The following is a 19,506-nucleotide window of genomic DNA, read 5'->3' as shown; positions in this document are numbered from 1 at the left end:
TCCGGGGCGGCGGCCGCTGCCGTCTCACCCGACGACGTCGATCCCCAGGTGCGCCGCCAGCGCGGGCCCCAGCTCCAGCAGCTGGTCGCCGCTGATGGTTGCGCCGCGCAGATACCCGAGACCGTCCAGCCCGGACAGGTCGGCCCCGCGCAGGTCGACCCGGTCGAGGGTCGCCCGCGTGACGTCGAGCCGGTCGACGCGGCAGCCGAGCAGCGTCAGCCGGGTCGCGGTCGCCCCGATGAGGTCGAGCTCGCCGACGACGCAGCCGTCCAGCACGACGTCGGTCAGCCGGGACTCGCGCAGGTTGAGGTAGTCCACCTTCCCGCCGGTGATCCGCACCCGCTGCAGCTCGGCGCCGGAGAGCTGGACGGCCCCGAGCCGGCACCCCGCCAGGGCCACGTCCCGCCAGACCGAGTCGACCGCGGTGAGGGTGTGCGAGCGGACGTCGGTGAGCACGCAGTCGCCGACCCGTACGTGGTCGAGGGCCACGTCGTCGAGCACGCACTCGGTCAGTGCGCACTCCAGGAGCCGGACGTCGGTCGCCCGCTGACCCGAGAGGTCCAGGCCGCGCAGCTCGACGCCGTCCAGGACGGCGTCGTCCTGCAGCTCGCCGGCCCACGGCTCGAGCGTGGGCAGATGGACCTCACCGATGGCTCGCTTCACGTCGCCAGCCTGCCAGCCACCGCCCACGCGGCCCAGGCCCTGCGGAGGCGGTGAACCGTGCCGGCGTGCCAGGGGGTGCACACCGACACGGATCACCGCCGCCGCGGACCCGGGCCGCCGCGCCGACCGCGCGCCGACCTCCGACCGACGGGTGCCTCGACCGCCGCCCGCCGAGCCGCCCGTCCGCCCCTCTCAGCTCGGGACGACCGTGCCCGACAGGTGCAGCGTGCCCGACCGCGCGTCCCAGCCGGTGTACGCGTACCCCGACCCGCCGTCGTCCGGCGCGACGCGGACCGTGACCGTGCCCGGCAGCAGCACCGCGCGGGCGAACTCCGCGGTCCAGGTGAAGGACTCCCCGCGGGCCGGTCCGACGGCGGCGAGCGCACGCGCGGCGGTGTCCATGCCGTGGGCGATCGCCCGGGGGAACCCCAGCGGCCGTGCCGTGAGGGCCGACAGGTGGATCGGGTTGCGGTCGCCGGAGACGGCCGCGTACCGGCGTCCGGCGTCCGCGGCCAGCGTCCAGCGTCCGGTCGGCGTCGGGGCGACGAACGCCTCGCGCCGGGGCGCCGGTGCGCTCGCGGCCGCGTCGTCGTCGCCCCCGGTAGCGAGCCGGACGCCCTTGGCCAGGTACGTCGACACGCCGCGCCAGACGACGCCGTCGGTCCCGGCGACGCCGTCGGCCCCCTCGCCCCCGACCTCCGTGACCAGGTCGACCTGCGTGCCGGACCGGTGCGGTCTCAGGTGCTGGGCACGGGCCCGGACGGTCAGCCGCTCGCCGAGCCGCAGCGCGCGGTGCTGCTCCACCCGGTTCGCGAGGTGCACCATCCCGGCCAGCGGCAGCGGGAAGTCGCCGGCCACCATGAGGGCGGTCGCCACCGGGAACGCCAGCACGTGCACGTACCCCGCCGGCAGCGCGTCCGACGCCGTCTCGCCGAGCAGGTGCTGGTAGGCGGTCAGCCGGTCGGCGTCCGCGACCACGCCGTGCACGACGTACTCGACGTCGGGCAGGCGGCTGGGCGCCCGTCCCGCCCGGGACAGCGCCGCCAGCCGGGCCGACGCGGCGACGCCGCGGGCGTACAGCGCTCCCAGCCCGGGCACGGCCGCGAGCTCCACGCGCGCCGGCGCGTCACCGGCGGCCGCCTGCCGCCCCTCACCGGCCGTGACCCGCCCACCGGGCGTCCCCGGCGTCGCCGTCACGCGCCCACCATGTTCTGCCCGCACACCCGCAACGTCCGCCCCACGACGCCGCCCGCCTGCGGCGACGCGAGGAACGCCACCGCCTCCGCGACGTCGACGGGCTGCCCGCCCTGCTGCAGCGAGTTGATCCGGCGGGCGACCTGGCGGGTCACCGCGGGGATCCGCGCGGTCATCTCGGTCTCGATGAAGCCCGGGGCGACGGCGTTCGCCGTGCCGCCGTGCGCCGCGAGCAGCGGCGCCGTGGCCCGCACCATCCCGATCACGCCGCCCTTCGAGGCCGCGTAGTTGGTCTGCCCCCGGTTCCCGGCGATGCCGCTGGTCGAGGCCAGCGACACGATCCGGGGAGCGTCGGCCAGCACGCCGGCCCGGACGCCGCGGGCGGCGAGCAGCGCCTCGTCGATCCGCAGCTGGGCGGCGACGTTGACCGCGAGCACCGCGTCCCACCGGTCCGGCGTCATGTTGGCGAGCAGCTTGTCCCGGGTGATCCCCGCGTTGTGCACGACGACGTCCAGCCGCCCGTGCCGGGTGACGGCGTGCTCGATGATCCGCTCCCCGGCGTCCGCGGCGGTGATGTCGAGCTGCAGCGCCGAGCCGCGCACCGAGTTCGCGACGTGCGCGAGGCGCTCGCCGGCCGCGGGCACGTCCACGGCCACCACGGTGGCCCCGTCCCGGGCGAGCGTCGCGGCGATCGAGGCGCCGATCCCGCGCGCGGCCCCGGTCACCACGGCGACCCGGCCGGCGAGCGGCGTGTCCCAGTCACCGGGGAGCGTGCCGGCGGCCGAGTCGACCGCGAGCAGCTGGCCGTCGACGAAGGCCGACCGCGTCGACAGGAAGAACCGCAGCGCCCCGAGCACGGACGGCGCGCCGACCTCGACCCCGTCCGCGACGACGACGCCGTTGCCGGTCGAGCCGCCGCGCAGCTCCTTGGCGAGCGAGCGCAGCAGGCCGTCCACGCCCTGGCGGGCGGCGGCGACCGCGGGTGCGTCGTCGGTGCCGGCCGGACGGGACACGGTCACCACACGGCCCGCGGGGGCCAGCGAGCGCAGCGTGCCGGCCGTCGCCAGCACGGGCGCCGACAGGTCCGACGGGTGGCTCGCGCCGGTGAGCACGAGCACCACGGCGGCGTACCGGTCCGCCGAGCCGGCGTGGCGCCGGACGTCCAGGTCCCAGCCGACGAGCGCGTCGGCGACGGCGTCCGCGTCGGTGGTCGAGGCGGCGTCGTGCAGGACCAGCACCGGGCCGGAGACCAGCGGCTGGCCGGGCCGGAACCGGCGCAGCGGCACCGGCCGCGGCAGGCCGAGCTTCTTCGCGATCGTCTTGCTGATCCCGGAGTTCACCAGGGTCAGGTAGGTGTCGGTCATGCTGCCTCCAGGATCATGGCGACGGCCTGCCCACCGGCGGCGCAGACCGAGATGAGACCGCGGCTGCCGGTGCCCTTCTGGGCGAGCAACGTGGCCAGGGTGGCGACGATGCGCCCGCCCGTCGCGGCGAACGGGTGCCCCGCCGCCACGGACGAGCCCACGACGTTGAGCCGGTCCCGGTCGATCGACCCGAGGGGCGCGCCGAGCCCGAGCCGCTCGGTGCAGAACCGCTCGTCCTGCCACGCCGCCAGGTTGCACAGCACGGTCGCGGCGAAGGCCTCGTGGATCTCCACCAGGTCGAAGTCCTGCAGCGACATCCCGGTGCGGGCGAGCAGCCGGGGCACGGCGTAGGCGCCGGCCATCAGCAGGCCCTCGTCGCCGTGCACGAAGTCCACGGCGGCGGCCTCGGCGTCGACGACCGAGGCGAGCACCGGCAGCCCGCGCTCGGCGGCCCATGCGTCGCTCGCGAGCAGGACGGTCGAGGCGCCGTCGGACAGCGGCGTGGAGTTCCCGGCCGTCATGGTCGCGGGCGTGTCGAGCGACCTGCCGAACACGGGCTTGAGCGCCGCCAGCTTCTCCACCGACGTGTCCGGGCGCAGGTTCGCGTCCCGGGTCAGACCCCGGTACGGCGTCATCAGGTCGTCGAAGAACCCGCGCTCGTACGCGGCGGCGAGACGGTGGTGGCTCGCCGCGGCCAGCTCGTCCTGCGCCTCGCGGGTGATCGCCCACGCCGCGGTGGTCAGCGCCTGGTGCTCGCCCATCGACAGCCCCGTCCGCGGCTCGCCCGTGGTGGGGGCCGACGGCGCCAGGTGCGCGGGCCGGATCCGGGCCACGGCGGCGAGGCGCTGCCGCGGTGTCCGCGCGCGGGACAGGTCCAGCAGCGCGCGGCGCAGCGGGTCGCTGACCGCGATCGGGGCGTCGGACGTGGAGTCCACGCCCCCCGCGATGGCGGATTCGATCTGGCCGAGCCGGATCTTGTTGGACAGCCCCACGACGGTCTCCATGCCGGTCGCGCACGCCTGCTGGACGTCGTACGCGGGGGTCTGCGGCGCGAGCGCGGACCCGAGCACGGCCTCGCGCGTGAGGTTGAAGTCGCGCGAGTGCTTGAGCACCGCCCCGGCGGCGACCTCGCCGATCGTCTCGCCGGCCAGCCCGAAGCGGGCCACCAGACCGTCCAGCGCCGCGGTCAGCATGTCGCCGTTCGACGACCGGGCGTAGGGGCCGCCGGCCCGCGCGAACGGGATCCGGTTCCCGCCGACGACGACGGCGCGGCGGGGGGCCCCGGGCCGGTCCGCGCCGGTGGCGGCGGGTGCCGGGTGGTCGGGGTTGGGGGTCGCTGTCATGGCAGGTCCTCTCGCGTCGTCGTCGATCGGTGGGGTCGCAGCGTGCCCGCCGCCGCGCAGGCAGGGCAGAGCAGGTGTCCAGGACCGACAGTACCTGATACCGTCGGTCTCGTGAGCCATGTCACCCCGGAGCCGTCCCGGACGGCGCCGTCGAACCCCGTGCTCGCGGACGCCACCGACGGGCGTTCCGCGCGCTGGGCCGACCACCGCCAGGCCCGGCGCGCCGAGCTCGTGCGGGTCGCGCGCAAGTGCGTCCACCAGCGCGGCCCGGACGTGTCCATGGAGGAGATCGCCGCAGCCGCCGGCACGTCGAAGTCGATCGTGTACCGCTACTTCACCGACAAGACCGGGCTGCAGCGGGCCGTGGCCGAGGCGGTCGTGCTGCAGATCCGCGACGCGCTCGCCGACGCGCTGCACGCCGCGGCCACGCCGCGCGACGGCCTGCGTGCGATGGTCGCGGTGTACCTCGAGATGATCGAGTCCTCGCCGCACGTCTACTTCTTCGTCACGCGCGAGGGCTCGCTCGAGCCGTCCTCGCCGCTGGGCCACTTCCTCGACGCCGTCACCGAGCTCGTCGCGGCACCGTTCGCGCGTGCGCTGACCGACGCCGGCGCGCAGGTCGGCACGCTGCCGGACCCGGACGGCCGCGAGCTCGCCGACACCTGGGCCTCCGGTGCCGTCGGGTTCGTCCGCGGGGCGGGGGAGCGCTGGCTGCGCAGCCAGGGCACGCCCGCCGCCGTCGACCGCGAGGTGCTCACCGCCCAGGTCGCGGCGTGGCTGTGGGCGGGGCCGGTCGGGGTCCTCGCCCGCGCCCGCACCACCTGACCCCCCGACCGCTCGCCCCGACCGCGCCCCGTCCGTCCCCACCCGCTCGCCGACACAGGAGTCCCCATGAGCACGACGACCGACCGCAAGCCCTCCGCCGTCGACAGCCCGACGGTCGACGTCGGCGCGCTTGAGACCGTGCTGCTCGGCCGGTGGGCCGAGATCCGGCGCCACGCCCGCACCCTGCTGCTCGACCCGCGGCTGCACCGCGTCGAGGGGCAGTCCATGGCCGAGCACCGCGAGACCGTGCTCGGCCAGCTGCGGATCCTGGCGCAGGAGGGCGACGTCCTGCGGGCGTTCCCGACGGCGCTCGGTGGCGCCGACGACCACGGCGGCAGCCTCGCGCGGTTCGAGGAGACCGTCGTGGCCGACCCGTCGCTGCAGATCAAGGCCGGCGTGCAGTGGGGGCTGTTCGCCTCGGCGATCCTGCACCTGGGCACCGCCGACCACCACGAGCGGTTCCTGCCCGGCGCGATGTCGGTCGACGTCCCCGGCGCCTTCGCGATGACCGAGACCGGTCACGGGTCCGACGTCGCCAGCATCGCCACCACCGCGACCTACGACCCGGCGACGCAGACCTTCGACCTGCACACCCCGTTCCGCGGCGCGTGGAAGGACTACCTGGGCAACGCCGCCGTGCACGGCACCGCGGCGGTCGTCTTCGCCCAGCTGGTCACCCGCGGCGTGAACCACGGCGTGCACGCGTTCTACGTGCCGCTGCGCGACCCGGCCACCGGCAGGTTCCTGCCCGGCATCGGCGGCGAGGACGACGGCCTCAAGGGTGGCCTGAACGGCATCGACAACGGCCGGCTGCACTTCACCCACGTCGGGGTGCCGCGCGGTGACCTGCTCGACCGGTACGGCCACGTCGCCCCGGACGGCACCTACTCCTCGCCGATCGCGAGCCCGGGCCGGCGGTTCTTCACCATGCTCGGCACGCTGGTCCAGGGCCGGGTCTCGCTCGACGGCGCCGCTGTGAACACGAGCAAGCTCGCCCTGATCATCGCGGTCACGTACGGCAACCAGCGGCGCCAGTTCGCCGGTGAGCACGCCACCGACGAGGTCGTGCTGCTCGACTACGCCGAGCACCAGCGCCGGCTGCTGCCGCTGCTCGCCCAGACCTACGCGCAGACCTTCGCGCACGAGCGGCTGCTGGAGAAGTTCGACGCGGTGTTCTCCGGTCGGTCCGACACCGACGAGGACCGGCAGGACCTGGAGACCATCGCCGCCGCGCTCAAGCCGACGTCGACCTGGCACGCGCTGACCACGCTGCAGACGGCCCGCGAGGCGTGCGGCGGCGCGGGCTTCCTCGCCGAGAACCGCCTCGTCGGCCTGCGCGCCGACCTCGACGTCTACGCGACGTTCGAGGGCGACAACACGGTCCTGCTGCAGCTCGTCGCCAAGCGGCTCCTCGGCGACTTCTCCCGGCAGTTCAAGGACATCGACGCCGGCGGGGTGGCGCGCATGGTGGCCGAGCGTGCCGCCGACGCCGCCCTGTACCGCACGCCCCTCGTCCGGGTCGTGCAGACCCTGGCCGACGGCGGCGACCGGCGTCGCTCGGCGGGCAAGCTCCAGGACACCGAGACGCAGCGCGAGCTGCTGACCGACCGGATGGAGACGATGGTCGCCGAGGTGGCCACCGCGCTGCGACCGGCGGCGAAGGCGTCCCGTGCCGAGGCCACCCGGCTGTTCACCACCCACCAGCACGCGCTGCTGGAGTGCGCGCGGGCGCACGCGGACCTGCTGCAGTGGGAGGCCTTCACGGCCGGTCTGGAGAGCGTCGAGGACCCGGGGACCAAGCAGGTGCTGACCTGGCTGCGGGACCTGTTCGGCCTGATCGTCGTGGAGCGCAACCTGGCCTGGTACCTCATCAACGGCCGGCTGTCGGCCGGCCGGGCGCGGACGGTGACGTCCTACATCGACCGGCTGCTGACGCGGCTGCGCCCGCACGCCCAGGACCTCGTCGACGCGTTCGGGTACGCACCCGGGCACGTGCGCGCGGCGATCGCCTCCGGCGCGGAGGGCGACCGGCAGGCCGAGGCCCGCGAGTACCTGCGACGCCTGCGGGCGTCCGGCGCCGAGGCCGTCCCGGAGAAGGCGGTGCGCCCCGCGGCTGGGTGACCCGCGGGCGCGTCGCCCGGGCCTCCGGCCCGGCGTGTTACCCCCCCCGGGCCCGCTCGCACCGCGCCGTGCACGACGGCGTCCCCCTCCCGACCGGCTCCACGCACACCGCGTGGAGCCGGTCGTCGTCGTGCCCGGGTGCCGCCGGGACGCGCCCCAGCTGCCACGAACGGGTGACTGCGCCGACCGGGTGATTCGTCTCGGCACGAACCGGGCATCGGCGGGCGAGCCGGGACGTACGTCCCCGGCCGGGGTCACCCGACCGGACCCGTGCCGACGGGGTGCCGCTTCACGGGCCAGGGGCCACGTCGATGGGGCTGCCGGACCGGAGCTCCGCCGGTCCGAGCCGATCTGAGGACCCCACGATGACTCCGCTCAGCCCCTTCGCCCGCGCTCGCGCCGACCGGCGGCCCGGCCACGTCGGTCGCCGCGGGGGACGCGGCGCCCAGACGTCGGTCGTCGCGCTGGCGACGGCGCTCGGCCTCGTGCTCGCGCCGTCGGCGTCGGCGTCGGAGACCGCCCCCGCTCCGTCCGCGTCGGCTGCGGAGACCCTGCCTGCGCCGGCTGCGTCGGCTGGGGAGAGCGAGCCTGCGCCGGCTGCGTCGGCTGGGGAGAGCGAGCCTGCGCCGGCTGCGGAGGTCGCGCCCGCGCCCGAGGCGCCCGCGGGGACGGACGAGGGCACGGACGTCCGGGTGGCCGGCGTCACGACCCGACCGCTGGCCTGGGCGCCGCCGGCGCTGACCGCGCCGACGACGATCAAGGCGTCCTCGTCGAACCGGAACCTCAAGCTGTCGCTGACGAAGGACTACATCATCCAGATGCCGGCCGAGCCACTGACCGCCACGCGCGGTCTCGTCATCTACGGCGGCCGCAACGTCGTGCTCATCGGTGGGGAGGTGCGGGTCCCGGTCGAGGGCCTCACCGCGAACAACCACGGCGGCCGGGGCCTGTACCTGACCGGGCAGACCGGCACGATCCACGTCGAGGGCCTGGCGGTCACCGGGCCCGGCCTGACCGAGGGCATCAACCTCGACCAGCGCAAGGGCGCCGTCGTGCAGCTGCAGAACATCCGGGTCGAGACGGTGCAGGGCTCCCAGGCCGGGCGTCACGCCGACGTGCTGCAGACCTGGGCCGGCCCCCGCCAGCTCCGCATCGACGGGCTGACCGGTCACACCCAGTACCAGGGCATGTTCCTGCTGCCCAACCAGCTGTTCGACGGCCCGCAGCCTGAGCTGTTCGACCTGCGGCGGGTCGACCTGAACGGCACCCCGAGCTCGGCGTACATGATGTGGCGCGACTCGGCGGCGTGGCCGCTGACCGTCGACGACGTGTGGGTGGCTCCCAAGGACCCGTCCTGGCGGGACGGGTTCCTGTGGCCGAAGGGCACCAAGCCCGGGTCCGCGGCCTGGCCGTCCGTGAAGGTCGGCACACCGGCGGCGGGGGAGTTCGTCCCGGCCGGGACGGCCGGGGTGTCCTACGTGTCCCCGGGGTACGCGTCCCCGAGCACCGTCGTGACGCCCGCGCCGACGCCCGCGCCGGCCCCCGTCCCCGCGCCTGCGCCCGCTCCTGCCCCGGTCCCCGCACCGACGGTCACCGACCCGGTGCCCGCGCCGGCGGCCGGCTCGTCCGTGGACCACACCGCGTTCCGGTACGGCGGCTCGTGGTCGGTGTCCAGCTCGCGCGGTGAGCACTACACGAAGAGCTCGGGGCGCACCGCCTCCATCACGGCCCAGGTCCGCACCGGCGGTGCCACCGTCTCGCTGCAGGGGATCCTGGGGACCAACAAGGGCATCGCCGGCGTCAGCATCGACGGCGCCGCGGAGGTCAGCGCGAACCAGTACCGCAACCCCGGCCAGACCGGCACCTTCTTCACCACGCCGGCGCTGACGCCCGGCACGCACACCCTCACCGTGCGGGTCACCGGCAACCGCGCCCCCGGCGGCACCGACTCCTACGTGGCCCTGACCGGTGCCACGATCTCCAACGGCACCCTCGTCACGCCGTCGGTCGCACCGGCGCCGGTCCCCGTGCCGGCTCCCGCGGCCGACCCCGTGCCGGCACCCGGGTACGTCCCGGTCGACCCCACCCGCGTGCACGACATGCGCACCCCCGTCACCGCGGGCACGGTCCGGTGCGTGCGCGTCGCGGGCACCGCCGGGGTGCCCGCCGAGGCCACCGGCGTCGCCCTCAACGTGACGGCCGTCGGCTCCGCCGGCCCCGGCAACCTGGTGGTGTACCCGGACCCCGGCACCACCGCGGCGAGCGCGGCACCCGACGCGTCCACGGTCAACTTCGTGCCCGGCGCCGACGTGGCCAACGCCGCGGTCGTCGCCCTGCCGGCGAGCGGCAAGGTCTGCTACCTGCTGACCGGTGGTGCGTCGGGGGTCATCCTCGACGTCACCGGTTACACCGTCGCGTCGTCCCGGATCGAGCTGCGCAGCCCGGTCCGGATCGAGGACCGCACCGGCGTCGTCCCCGGTGCTGCCCGGACCGTGCAGGTGACCGGCCGCGGTGGGGTGCCCGCCGGGGCGACCGCCGTCCTGGTGAACGTCACCGCCGCCGGCTCGACCGCGTCGGGGAACGTCCAGGCGTACGCCGCCGGCTCGTCGGCGCCCGGCACGTCCACGCTCAACCTGCCGACGTCGGGCGACCGGGCCAACGCGGCGATCGTCCAGCTGTCCCCGAGCGGTGCGCTGACCTACGTGACCGACACGGCGGCGTCCAACCGCGTGCGCGTGGTGGTCGACGTCGTCGGGTACGTCCTGACCGGGTCGACCTACCACCCCGTCACGCCGGTGCGGGTCACGGACACCCGTGCGACCGGCGCGCTGCGCGCCGGGAAGGGTCTGCAGGTGCAGGCGACGTCGGCCGGTGTCCCCGACGACGCGACCGCGGTCGTGCTGTCCACGGTGGCCGTCGGTCCGTCGTCCCGCGGCAACCTGCAGGTGTACCCGTTCCGCCGGGCCGGCGGGGGCCGTCCGTCGACGTCGAGCCTGAACTACATCGTGGGGCACGACGTCGCGAACATGGTCATCGCCGGCATCGGCGACGACGGCAAGATCGACGTGTACAGCGACCAGGCACCGGGGGCGAGCACCCACGTGGTGGTCGACGTCGTCGGCTACATGGCGGGCTCGTAGCAGGGTCGGTCGCTGCGTGCCCCGGGGCGCGCAGCGACCGGCGCCCGCCGGCACGGCCGGCGTCGGTCAGGGGCGCGTGGGCCGCAGCAGGCGGAAGGACCGGGGCCGGCCGACGAGGTCGGTGACGATCTCCCGCAGCCGGTCGGCCACCCGCGGCAGGTCCGGGTGCACCGGCGCGGCCGTCACGTGCCGCGCGGCGGCGACGTGGTCGGTGGTGATCCGGTCACCCACCAGCACCGCGAGCTCCAGCTCGTCGAGCTTCTCGGCGAGCTGGAGCTGGTGGTCGTCCACGTGCTCGGCCAGGGCCCCCCGACGGGCGAAGATCAGCGGCCGCTTCCCGGCCCGGATGGACGACGCGACGGCGCCGGCCCCGACGTGGGCCACCACGACCTCCGCGGAGTCCATCGCCCGCTCGAACTCCTCACGCGGCATGAAGTCGACGCTGCGCACTGGCCCGTCCAGCTCCGGCGCCACCCCGCGCTGCACGAGCACGGGCTGCGGCAGCACGCCGTCGCGGGCGGCGCCGACGACGGCGTCGAGCAGCCGGGTGAACGGCTGGTCGTGTGACCCCACGGTGACGAAGGTGCCGGTGCCGCCCGGTCGGGGTGCGCCGACGTCCTCGAGCAGCGACGGCCGGCACACCTCCGCGTGCGGGTAGACCCGTGCGAGCTCGGGCCACTGCACCAGGACCGCGTCGGCGAAGCGCGCCAGCAGGCGACCGGTGCTACTGCCGCTGGTCACGCGCGCCATCGTCTCCACGTGCACGATCCGGGCGCCGAGCAGGCGCGAGATCAGGCAGAACGGCACCGCCAGGCCGGCGCCGCTGGTGACCACCACGCGGGGCCGCTCGCGCAGCGCGAGCAGGACGCCGGCGAGCACGGACCGGGGACCGGCGCTGCCGCGGTCCAGCCGGGGGAGCGCGAGGACGCGCTCACCGCGCCCGCGCAGCCGGGTAGCCGCGACGCCCTCGCTGGTCAGCCAGGTGCGCTCCACGCCGTCGATGGTGGGCGCGACGACCTGGAGCAGCTCCAGGTGGCCGCCCAGGGAGGCGACGAGATGGACGCGGGCGATGGCAGGTACCTCCGGGTCGGGCGCGACAGGTGGTCCGGGCGGGACCGGTGGCCGCGGGCGCCCCGGACGCTACCAGGGGCGCTGCGGTGCCCGACGGCCCCGGCGTCACCCGTCCGTGGCCGCCGCCTGCGGGACGTGACGCGGTCGGCCCCGTCCCGACCGGGCCCTGATCCGCCGGGTGAAGTAGACATGTCCCCTGGGCCTCGACGGCCCGCCTCATGGTGCTGCGCCGAACGCCGCCGCACCACGACCCAGGAGGACGCCGTGCGACTGCACAGACCAGTGGTGGCGCGGGTGACACAGCGCGAGCTGCGCGTCATGTGCGCCCAGTTGGCGGAGCGGATCCGCCCCTACGACCCCGACCTCGTCGTGGGCATCGCGACCGGCGGCGCCGACGTCGCGGTGGCGATCGCCGAGTCCCTGGGCGGGCCACGGGTCGCGATCGTCAAGAGTCAGCGCCCCGGCACGCTCGTCAAGCAGAGCCGTCCGGTGGCCGGCATGCTCGCGGCGCTGCCCGAGCGGCTGGCGAACCACGCGCGCTGGCTCGAGGTGGAGTACCGCGAGCTGGCGTACTACCTGCACGTCCGCCGGCACGGGAGCGACCAGTCCGAGCCGCAGAGCCGGATCGTCGACCCGGAGGCGCTGGCCGAGACGGTCGCGGAGGCGAGCCGGGTGCTCGTGGTGGACGACACCCTCGACTCCGGCCAGACCCTGCGCGGCGTGGTCGACGCCGTCCGGGAGGCGAACCCCGCGGCGGACGTGCACACCGCGGTGCTGGCCACCACGTGGCGTCGCCCGCCGGTGCACCCGGACTACGTGCTCAAGCCGCGGCTGCTGCTGCGCCTGCCGTCGAGCTTCGATGCCTGACGCGCGCACCGGGGTGCTCGCGACCGACCTCGACGGCACGGTCGTCGACGTCAACACGTTCCCGCACTTCGTGCGCTTCCTGACCCGGCGCCTGGTCGCGGCCCGACGGCCGGTGGCGCTGGCCCGGCTGGTCGCCGCGGGCGGGCTGCGCCGGCTGCACGTGGTCTCCCACCACGGCCTCAAGCGGGTCGTCTGCGAGCTGGGTGCCACGCTGCCCCCGGCGGAGGTCGCCGAGTGGGCCCGGCTCGTGCTCGCCGAGCACGGCCACCCCGAGGTCGTCGAGACGGTGCGCGGCTGGACCGGCCGTGCGCTGCTCACGACGGCGGCGCCTCAGGTCTACGCGGTCCACCTCGCGGCGCTGCTCGGCATCACCGAGGTGCACGCCAGCCACGTGCGCGGTGGCGCGCTGCTGAACAACGAGGGGCCCGAGAAGGTGCGCCAGCTCGCGCTGGCGGGCCTGGACCGGGTCGAGGTGTTCCTCACCGACGACATGGTGATCGACCGGCCGATGGCCCAGGTCGCCGATCGCGTCCTCGAGGTGGGGCCGGGCGGACGGATCCGCACGGTGGACCTGCACCCGGGAAGCTGACCGGCCGGGAGCCGGCCGGCGAGGGCGACCGGTGGCGAGCTGACCGGCGGCGTCCTCAGCCCAGTCGCAGGGCCGTCCGCAGGTCGGCGAGCTGGGCGTCCCAGCGCTGCTGCTGCTCGGTGAGGGCGGCCTCGAGCACCTCCGGACCGTCCCCGAGCGCCTCGCGGACCGCGGCGGCCAGCGCCGGTCCCTCGTTGGCCGCGAAGTGGCCGTACGCGAAGACGGCCCGCAGCGCGGGCCAGTCCGAGGTGACCAGCGGACGCCGCGCGTACACCGCCTCGTAGGCGGACCGCATGATCGACGTCGGCTCCGTCGTGAGCGTGATGACGGCGTCCGCCCGCGCGAACTCGCGGGCGTAGGCGTCCGGTCCGAGGAAGCCGACGAACTCCACGTTCGGGCCGGCCGCGTCCCGCAGGGCGGGCGGGCACTTGGCGAGGTCGCCGGTGATCGCGATGTCGACGTCGGGCAGCAGCGCCGCGGCGCGCACGACCTCCTCGATCGGCTCGTCCACGGAGAACACGCCGACGCACAGCACCCGCGGCCGGTCCACCGGCTCGACCGCCGGCAGCCGCCACAGCGGCGGCGCCTCGTGCACGACGAGGCCGTGCCCACCCCACGACCGCACCCGCTCGGCGTACACGTCCACGGTCACCATCACCCCGGCCGCCCGACGGGCGAGCCACCGCGTCACGCCCAGCAGCCGGCGGGCGACGGCGTTGCGCTTGACCCCGAACGAGCCGGGGTGGCTGTCGAGCACGAACGGGCGCCGGGTCACCGCGCAGTACGCGGCCACGGCGACGCCGGGGAACACCGGCGGGTTCGTCACGATGACCGACCGCGGCCGCAGCCGCACCAGGCCGCCGACCGTCAGGCCGAGGCTCACGAGGTAGCGCAGCGGGACGAGGTGTCGCCGGGTCATGCCGCCGGGGTGCACGTGCAGCGCGCGACCGCCCAGCGCGTGGGAGATCTCCTCCGCCCGGCCGCCGTGGCGCTGCCAGGTGACGTGGACGACGTCGGGTCGGCCACCGCGTCGGCGCGCGGGGCTGGGGGTGTGGGGCACGGCGGGTCCTTCGCTCGACGACCTGGTGTGCACCGGGGCGCACGTGGACCCGATGCTCTCATCCACCCGGACCCGCGCCGTCCCGGGCCCCGCGTGAAGAGGGTGCGTGCACGGGGTGAAGACCCTCGACCTTGTGGGTGAAGTACGCCGCCCACCCACCGGTCGCCCCGAGGGGGTGCAGTAGCCTGGCATCTCACTGCTGCGTCGACGTTGGCGCTGCCCGCGGACGGCAGTCGGGCCGCACCACCATGTGCGGCTGCGGCCACCAGGGGTGATCTCCCTGCCGGCCGGCCACCACAAGGAGAACGCGTGAATTCATCTGCCTCCCCGAGCTCGCACTTCTGGAGCGCGCTGCGCCGCTTCTGGTGGGTCGTCCTCGGCGTGACCGTCTTGACGGCCATGGCCGCGGAGGCGGCGGCGCCGTTCGCGCCGGCCCCGGAGTACACGGCGCAGGGCCGCTTCCTGGTGCCGGTCCGCACGGTGCAGGACCCGGACTCCCCGCTGCGCAACACGTCGCCGAACGACGCCCAGCTGCTGGCCCGGACGTACGCGGAGATCCTGCCGACCGACCCGGTCATCCTGGACTCGATCGCCCAGCAGTCGGGCGCGCCGGTCGGTGAGGTCGCCTCCGCGATGAGCGTCGAGGCCATCTCCAACACCGGCGTGGTCGAGGTGTCGTTCACCGGCACCGACGAGGAGCGCGTGCGGACCTTCTTCACGAGCCTGAACACCGCGCTGGCGACGGGCGTGACGGCCAACATCCCGGTGCCCAACCTCCTGCTGCTGCAGGACGCGCAGGTCACCGAGGAGGCCGGGCTGGACGTCTCCAACCGGACGGTCGGGATCGTGGCGGGCCTGCTGCTCGGACTGGCGGCGGCGATGCTGCTCGAGCGCCTGGACTCCCGGGTCCGCTCCGCGGCCGACGTGCGGTCCCTGACCGACCTGCCGGTCATCGACCTGTCCCGCAGCCGCAAGCCCGTCGCGGCCGACGTGCTCGCGCTGCGTGCGCTGCGGCTGGCGCCCGACGTCAAGGAGGTCGCGGTGGTCGCGACCGACGGACCGTCCAACGGCATCTCGGCGGACCTGGCCGAGCGGCTGCGAGCGGCCAACCAGAACCTCGTCCGGTCGTCCTCCCCGGCCGGCCACGTCCCCGCCGCCGCCTGGACGCCGTGCGGTGTCCTCGGCTCCGGCAACGAGGGGGAGCTGGGCGCGCAGCGTGCCGACGCCACGGTGCTCGTGATGACCACCGGGACGCGACTGCGAGCCGCTGACCGTGCCGTGGTGCGGCTGCGTGCGCTGGGTATCTCCACGGTCGCCATCGCCCTGACGCCCAGCCCGCGCCGCTGGGCCCGCGCCAACCCCGGTGCCGCCGCCGACGCCGCGCCGGTCGAGGCCGCCGAGGACGCGCAGCCCCAGACGCCGACGCACGACCTCGCCGCCCGGCCGTGACCTCCGCCCCACCCGTGCACGCCCCACCCGCGCACGGCTCGCACCGGGCCGACTCGCTCGAGACCGGCCGTGAGGTCACCGCGACGCGGCTGCGGGTGCTGCTGACCGTCCTCGGCGTGGCGGTCGCCGCGCTGCTCGCGGGCGCCACCTGGATGGTGTCGCCGCTCGCGCCCCTCGCGGCCGTCGTGGGCGTCGTCCTGGTGGGCGTCATCTGGCAGCGGCCGCTGGTCGCCTCGGTCGTCGTCGCCTCGATCGTGCCGGCCATGGCCGGGCTCAGCCGCGGGTTCCCGGTGCCGGGGTTCAAGGCCTCCGAGCTGCTGCTCGTGGTCTGCCTCCTGCCGCTGCTGGTCCGCCGGCTCCCGCGGTGGCGGCGGTTGAATGCCGTCGACGTGTCGCTGGCCGCAGTGGCTCTGGTCGGTCTGGTCGTCGGCCTGTACAACGGCCTGCGCGGGCACCTGGAGCTCATGGAGCTGCTCCGCGAGGCGCTGTTCCCGTCCTTCACGTTCGCCACCTGGTGGGTCGTCTCCCGTGGCATCTCCAACCGGGTCGAGATCAACGTCGTGCTGCGCTGGGTGCTGCTGGTCAGCCTCGTCCCGGCCGGCATCGGCATCCTGCAGTTCCTCGACGTCCCGGGTGTGCGGGACACGCTGCTGACCGTGGTCGACGGCGGGCTGCTGCCGGACCCCGGCCAGCCCGGCGGGCGCGTCACAGGTCCGTTCACCATCGCGCACTCCTTCGGCGGCTACCTCATCGTGCCGCTCATGGTGGCCGCGGTGCTGCTGCTGCGTGGGAACCGCGAGGTGCTGCGCCGGCGGGTCCTGGTCGTCGTCCTGGCGGTGGACCTCGCCGCGATCGTCCTCTCCGTGACCCTGACCACCGGCCTGTGGGTCATCGTGGGCTTCCTCGTCGCAGCCGCGCTGGTCGGCCGGTTCCGGCGCGGGGCCCTGGCGCTGCTGGTGGCGGCCGCGCTGTGCACGTGGGTGTTCTGGCCGTCCCTGCAGGCGCGGTACGTGCAGCAGACCACGGCCGCGACCGGCACCTCCGAGGGCGTGATCCCGCAGACGCTGCAGTTCCGCTTCCTGGTCTGGCGCGGGGACTACCTCCCGCTGCTCACCGAGGCCGCCCCGCACGGGCTGACCGTCGGTCCGGACGACATCTTCCCCTCGACCGAGAGCCAGTACATCACCCTGGTCCTGCGCGGCGGCGTCGGCCTGCTCCTCATCACGGCCATCTCCTTCGTCGTGCTGGCCCGCCGGGCGTGGCGGGCCACCCAGACGGAGCCCGGCTCCGTCAGCGCCGCCTCGGCGGCCATCGTCGGCATCCTGGTGTTCCTGCCGGCCGCGGGTTTCATCTGGCCGTACGTGACCAACGCCGGGTTCCCGCAGTCCATCTTCGCGATCGCGGGGGCCGTCGTGGGCCTCGCGGGGGGACCCCCTGAACCCGCCGTCGCGCGGGAGATCCTGGCTCGCCGCCGGCTCCCCGCCGCCATCTGACCTCAGCACCGCACCGCACCGCAGGCCCCCCGCACGCCGCGTGGGGCCGCGGTGCGCGACCTCCGCAGCCGCGGGCGGAGCGCCCGCCGTCGCGGCCACCTCCGTACGTCCGTCCCGAGCACCGTCAGGAGCAGCCATGGTCCAGACCGGATCGACCGTCAGCCCCGTGACCACACCGCCGTCCGCCCCGCGCGGACGGACCCCCCTCGTGCTCGCCCTGGTGGGATCCGCGCTGGTCGGAGCGGCGGTCGCGACTGCGCTCATCCTCGGCCTGGGCCTGGGAGTCGCCGGCGGCGGCGGAGCCCCCGTGGCCGAGGACGCGCAGCGCGCTGCGGAAGCCGCCGAGCCGGAGATCGACACCACCAAGCTCGCGTGGGCCCCGCCCGAGCTCGAGGACCCGACCACCATCGAGGTCAAGGAGGGCAACCGGGAGTTCCACCTCGACCGGGACAAGGACTACGTCCTCGAGATGCCGGACGAGCCGCTCGACGTCCGTGGCGGCCTGGTCGTCAACGGCGGGCGCAACGTGGTCGTCATCGGCGGGGAGATCCGGATCACCCGGTCCGGCGACCGCGCCCAGGAGATCCGCGGGCTGTACTTCCGCGGCCAGGAGGGCACGGTGCACGCCGAGGGCCTGCTCATCACCGGCGACGAGCTCGGCGAGGGCATCAACCTCGACCAGCGGCGCGGTGCGATGGTCCAGCTGCAGAACATCCGGGTCGAGACCGTGCACGGCGAGAAGGAGGGGCAGCACGCCGACGTGCTGCAGACCTGGGCGGGCCCGGCCGAGCTGCGGGTGGACAAGCTCACCGGCTACACGACCTACCAGGGGCTGTTCCTGCTGCCCCGGCAGTTCACCGACGAGGACCCCGAGCGCTTCGACCTGCGCCGGGTGAACATCCGCGGTGCGGACGACGCCGCCTACATGCTCTGGCGTGACGGCGAGGACTGGCCGATCGACGTCCAGGACGTGTGGGTCGCCCCGGCCGAGGAGGACAACCGCACCGAGGACGACGACGTCGAGGCGTTCGTGTGGTCCGGCCGCGAGGGGGCCGGCAGCTGGGAGGACGTGCAGGTCGGCGTCCCGCCGGGCGGCGACTTCGTCAAGGCCGAGGACGTCGGCCTCGGGTACGAGTCGCCGGGGTACCTCGAGGACGCCGAGCAGCCGGAGGGCTAGCCGCCGGCGGCCGGACACGGGACGCGAGCACCGCGGGGCACGGCGTGACGCCGTGCCCCGTGCGTGTCAGGCCGCGGGCCCCGCGAGGACCGACCGGCCGGGCAGCGTCCACTTGCCGCCGATGAACCGGTCCAGCTCGTACGGCCATGGCGAGACGCCCGCACCCGGGTAGGCCGTCATCTCCCCGAACACGATCTGGTCGGTGAGGTTGTACAGGTCGACCCGGACGAAGTCCCAGCCCGCGCCGATCCGCCCCGCGGCGTCCAGCAGCCGGTCCAGGTTCGCCGGCGCGGGCTGCACCGGCCCGGTCGGCCGGGTGTAGTTCCACCGCAGCGGCGTCCAGTCGGCCGAGTACAGGTTGCGGGTGTGGGCGCCGCGCCGACCGTGGTCGACCTGGATCATCTCCACGCGCCCGTCGAAGACGAAGAACTTCAGGTCGTCGGGGAACTCCTCCGGGCTGCCGACCCGCTCCTCGAGCAGCAGCTCCTTGCGTGCCTCCCGGTAGCCCCACAGGCGGTCGTCGAGGTACTCGCGGTCGACCAGCCACTCGTCGACGTCCACGTCGAGAGCGCCGACGTCGATGGTCCCCGCCTCGCCGTGCACGAGGCGACGGCTGCGGTGGCTCGCCTTGAGCACCCACGACGTGGGCACGGTCATCCCGTCGATCTCGCGCAGGTCGACGCCGTTCCAGTAGGTGGTGGGCACGTGCACGCCGGTCCCCAGCCCGGCCACGTACTCCTTGGACGCCACCTTGGACGACGCCATCGCGAGCATGGGGCGGCGGTCGTGCACGATGCGGTAGTTGATCTTCTCGTTGAACGTCACCGGGTTCGCCAGGTGCGGCAGCCGCTTGTACTCCTGCAGCAGCAGCAGGTACCGGGCCACGGGAAGGGGCAGGTGCATCATCAGCCCACGAACCTGACGCTGGGTCAGCGGTCTGGGGAGTGCCATGAGGGGTCCGCTCGTGGTCGCTGGGTCCGGCGGCCGCCTGCGGGCGGCCGGGGGCTCGATCGGCGCGACGCCGGGGGCGCCGGTGCTCCGCGGCCGGTGCAGATTAGCACCGCGGCCGGCGGCCGGACCGGGCCGCTCGACCCGACCGGGTGACCCCAGCACGGCCCGCGGAGGGGGTCGGCCGACCGGCTGGTAGCGT

General features: G+C 75.2%; 15 protein-coding genes. 8 read left to right on the top strand and 7 right to left on the bottom strand.

Annotated features, from left to right (window positions below; genetic code table 11):
• Positions 1-24: 24 nt before the first annotated feature.
• The 4 genes from Q0840_RS10260 to Q0840_RS10245 form a co-directional block, all read right to left on the bottom strand.
• Positions 25-663, bottom strand: coding sequence for a pentapeptide repeat-containing protein (locus tag Q0840_RS10260; protein WP_298459340.1), 639 nt, complete (start codon positions 661-663; stop codon positions 25-27).
• Positions 664-855: 192 nt separating this feature from the next.
• Positions 856-1,776 carry a MaoC/PaaZ C-terminal domain-containing protein gene (locus Q0840_RS10255; RefSeq protein WP_298459362.1) on the bottom strand — a complete coding sequence of 307 codons (921 nt, stop codon included), beginning with the start codon at positions 1,774-1,776 and terminating at the stop codon, positions 856-858.
• Between the two features lie 80 nt (positions 1,777-1,856).
• Positions 1,857-3,221, bottom strand: coding sequence for a 3-oxoacyl-ACP reductase (locus tag Q0840_RS10250; protein WP_298459338.1), 1,365 nt, complete (start codon positions 3,219-3,221; stop codon positions 1,857-1,859).
• Positions 3,218-4,564: an acetyl-CoA C-acetyltransferase gene (locus tag Q0840_RS10245; protein WP_298459336.1), complete on the bottom strand. Its 1,347-nt coding sequence runs from the start codon at positions 4,562-4,564 to the stop codon at positions 3,218-3,220. Before Q0840_RS10245 ends, Q0840_RS10250 begins: the two co-directional genes overlap by 4 nt.
• Before the next feature lie 159 nt (positions 4,565-4,723).
• Between Q0840_RS10245 and Q0840_RS10240 the strand changes: the two genes are divergently transcribed.
• The 3 genes from Q0840_RS10240 (at position 4,724) to Q0840_RS10230 (ending at position 10,650) form a co-directional block, all read left to right on the top strand.
• Positions 4,724-5,389: a TetR/AcrR family transcriptional regulator gene (locus Q0840_RS10240; protein WP_367183102.1), complete on the top strand. Its 666-nt coding sequence runs from the start codon at positions 4,724-4,726 to the stop codon at positions 5,387-5,389.
• A gap of 66 nt (positions 5,390-5,455) precedes the next feature.
• Positions 5,456-7,510, top strand: coding sequence for an acyl-CoA dehydrogenase (locus Q0840_RS10235; RefSeq protein WP_298459333.1), 2,055 nt, complete (start codon positions 5,456-5,458; stop codon positions 7,508-7,510).
• A gap of 365 nt (positions 7,511-7,875) precedes the next feature.
• On the top strand, positions 7,876-10,650 hold the full coding sequence (locus tag Q0840_RS10230) for a hypothetical protein (RefSeq protein ID WP_298459331.1): 2,775 nt from the start codon (positions 7,876-7,878) through the stop codon (positions 10,648-10,650).
• A 66-nt stretch (positions 10,651-10,716) separates the two neighbouring features.
• Here the strand turns inward: Q0840_RS10230 and Q0840_RS10225 are convergent, their stop codons facing one another.
• A complete protein-coding gene (locus Q0840_RS10225; protein ID WP_298459330.1) occupies positions 10,717-11,643 on the bottom strand; it encodes a glycosyltransferase in 927 nt (308 codons plus the stop codon).
• Positions 11,644-12,015: 372 nt separating this feature from the next.
• On the opposite strand from Q0840_RS10225, the gene Q0840_RS10220 reads away from it, so the two are divergent.
• Both Q0840_RS10220 and Q0840_RS10215 read left to right on the top strand, forming a co-directional pair.
• Complete coding sequence (locus Q0840_RS10220) at positions 12,016-12,588, top strand: phosphoribosyltransferase (protein WP_298459329.1); 573 nt, start codon at positions 12,016-12,018, stop codon at positions 12,586-12,588.
• A complete protein-coding gene (locus tag Q0840_RS10215; RefSeq protein ID WP_298459328.1) occupies positions 12,581-13,177 on the top strand; it encodes a haloacid dehalogenase-like hydrolase in 597 nt (198 codons plus the stop codon). The genes Q0840_RS10220 and Q0840_RS10215 overlap by 8 nt, the downstream gene beginning before the upstream one ends.
• A 55-nt stretch (positions 13,178-13,232) precedes the next feature.
• Here Q0840_RS10215 and Q0840_RS10210 read toward each other — a convergent pair whose 3' ends face one another.
• The gene (locus Q0840_RS10210) at positions 13,233-14,237 is read right to left on the bottom strand and encodes a glycosyltransferase (protein ID WP_298459327.1); all 1,005 of its coding nucleotides are present in this window, start codon (positions 14,235-14,237) and stop codon (positions 13,233-13,235) included.
• Positions 14,238-14,546: 309 nt separating this feature from the next.
• Between Q0840_RS10210 and Q0840_RS10205 the strand changes: the two genes are divergently transcribed.
• The 3 genes from Q0840_RS10205 to Q0840_RS10195 all read left to right on the top strand — a co-directional run bounded on the left by Q0840_RS10205 (position 14,547) and on the right by Q0840_RS10195 (position 18,356).
• The gene (locus Q0840_RS10205) at positions 14,547-15,686 is read left to right on the top strand and encodes a hypothetical protein (protein WP_298459326.1); all 1,140 of its coding nucleotides are present in this window, start codon (positions 14,547-14,549) and stop codon (positions 15,684-15,686) included.
• 14 nt (positions 15,687-15,700) lie between these two features.
• A complete protein-coding gene (locus Q0840_RS10200; RefSeq protein WP_298459324.1) occupies positions 15,701-17,179 on the top strand; it encodes a hypothetical protein in 1,479 nt (492 codons plus the stop codon).
• A gap of 136 nt (positions 17,180-17,315) precedes the next feature.
• Positions 17,316-18,356: a hypothetical protein gene (locus Q0840_RS10195; RefSeq protein ID WP_298459322.1), complete on the top strand. Its 1,041-nt coding sequence runs from the start codon at positions 17,316-17,318 to the stop codon at positions 18,354-18,356.
• Between the two features lie 66 nt (positions 18,357-18,422).
• On the opposite strand, the gene Q0840_RS10190 is transcribed toward Q0840_RS10195, so the two are convergent.
• Positions 18,423-19,307 (bottom strand): ATP-grasp fold amidoligase family protein, encoded by an 885-nt coding sequence (locus Q0840_RS10190; protein WP_298459320.1) that lies wholly within the window; start codon positions 19,305-19,307, stop codon positions 18,423-18,425.
• Positions 19,308-19,506: the final 199 nt, after the last annotated feature.

This window comes from uncultured Cellulomonas sp. (genome assembly GCF_947494015.1).
Taxonomy (GTDB): domain Bacteria; phylum Actinomycetota; class Actinomycetes; order Actinomycetales; family Cellulomonadaceae; genus Pengzhenrongella.
The sequence above is the reverse complement of the archived record's forward strand: the minus strand, read 5'-3'. Positions and strand labels throughout refer to the sequence as shown.

Bases quoted from the DNA above. Each gene is read 5' to 3' on its own strand.
- Q0840_RS10195 (WP_298459322.1), top strand. From the start codon at position 17,316: ATGGTCCAGACCGGATCGACCGTCAGCCCCGTGACCACACCGCCGTCC.
- Q0840_RS10230 (WP_298459331.1), top strand. From the start codon at position 7,876: ATGACTCCGCTCAGCCCCTTCGCCCGCGCTCGCGCCGACCGGCGGCCC.
- Q0840_RS10190 (WP_298459320.1), bottom strand. From the start codon at position 19,307: ATGGCACTCCCCAGACCGCTGACCCAGCGTCAGGTTCGTGGGCTGATG.
- Q0840_RS10250 (WP_298459338.1), bottom strand. From the start codon at position 3,221: ATGACCGACACCTACCTGACCCTGGTGAACTCCGGGATCAGCAAGACG.
- Q0840_RS10215 (WP_298459328.1), top strand. From the start codon at position 12,581: ATGCCTGACGCGCGCACCGGGGTGCTCGCGACCGACCTCGACGGCACG.
- Q0840_RS10235 (WP_298459333.1), top strand. From the start codon at position 5,456: ATGAGCACGACGACCGACCGCAAGCCCTCCGCCGTCGACAGCCCGACG.
- Q0840_RS10245 (WP_298459336.1), bottom strand. From the start codon at position 4,564: ATGACAGCGACCCCCAACCCCGACCACCCGGCACCCGCCGCCACCGGC.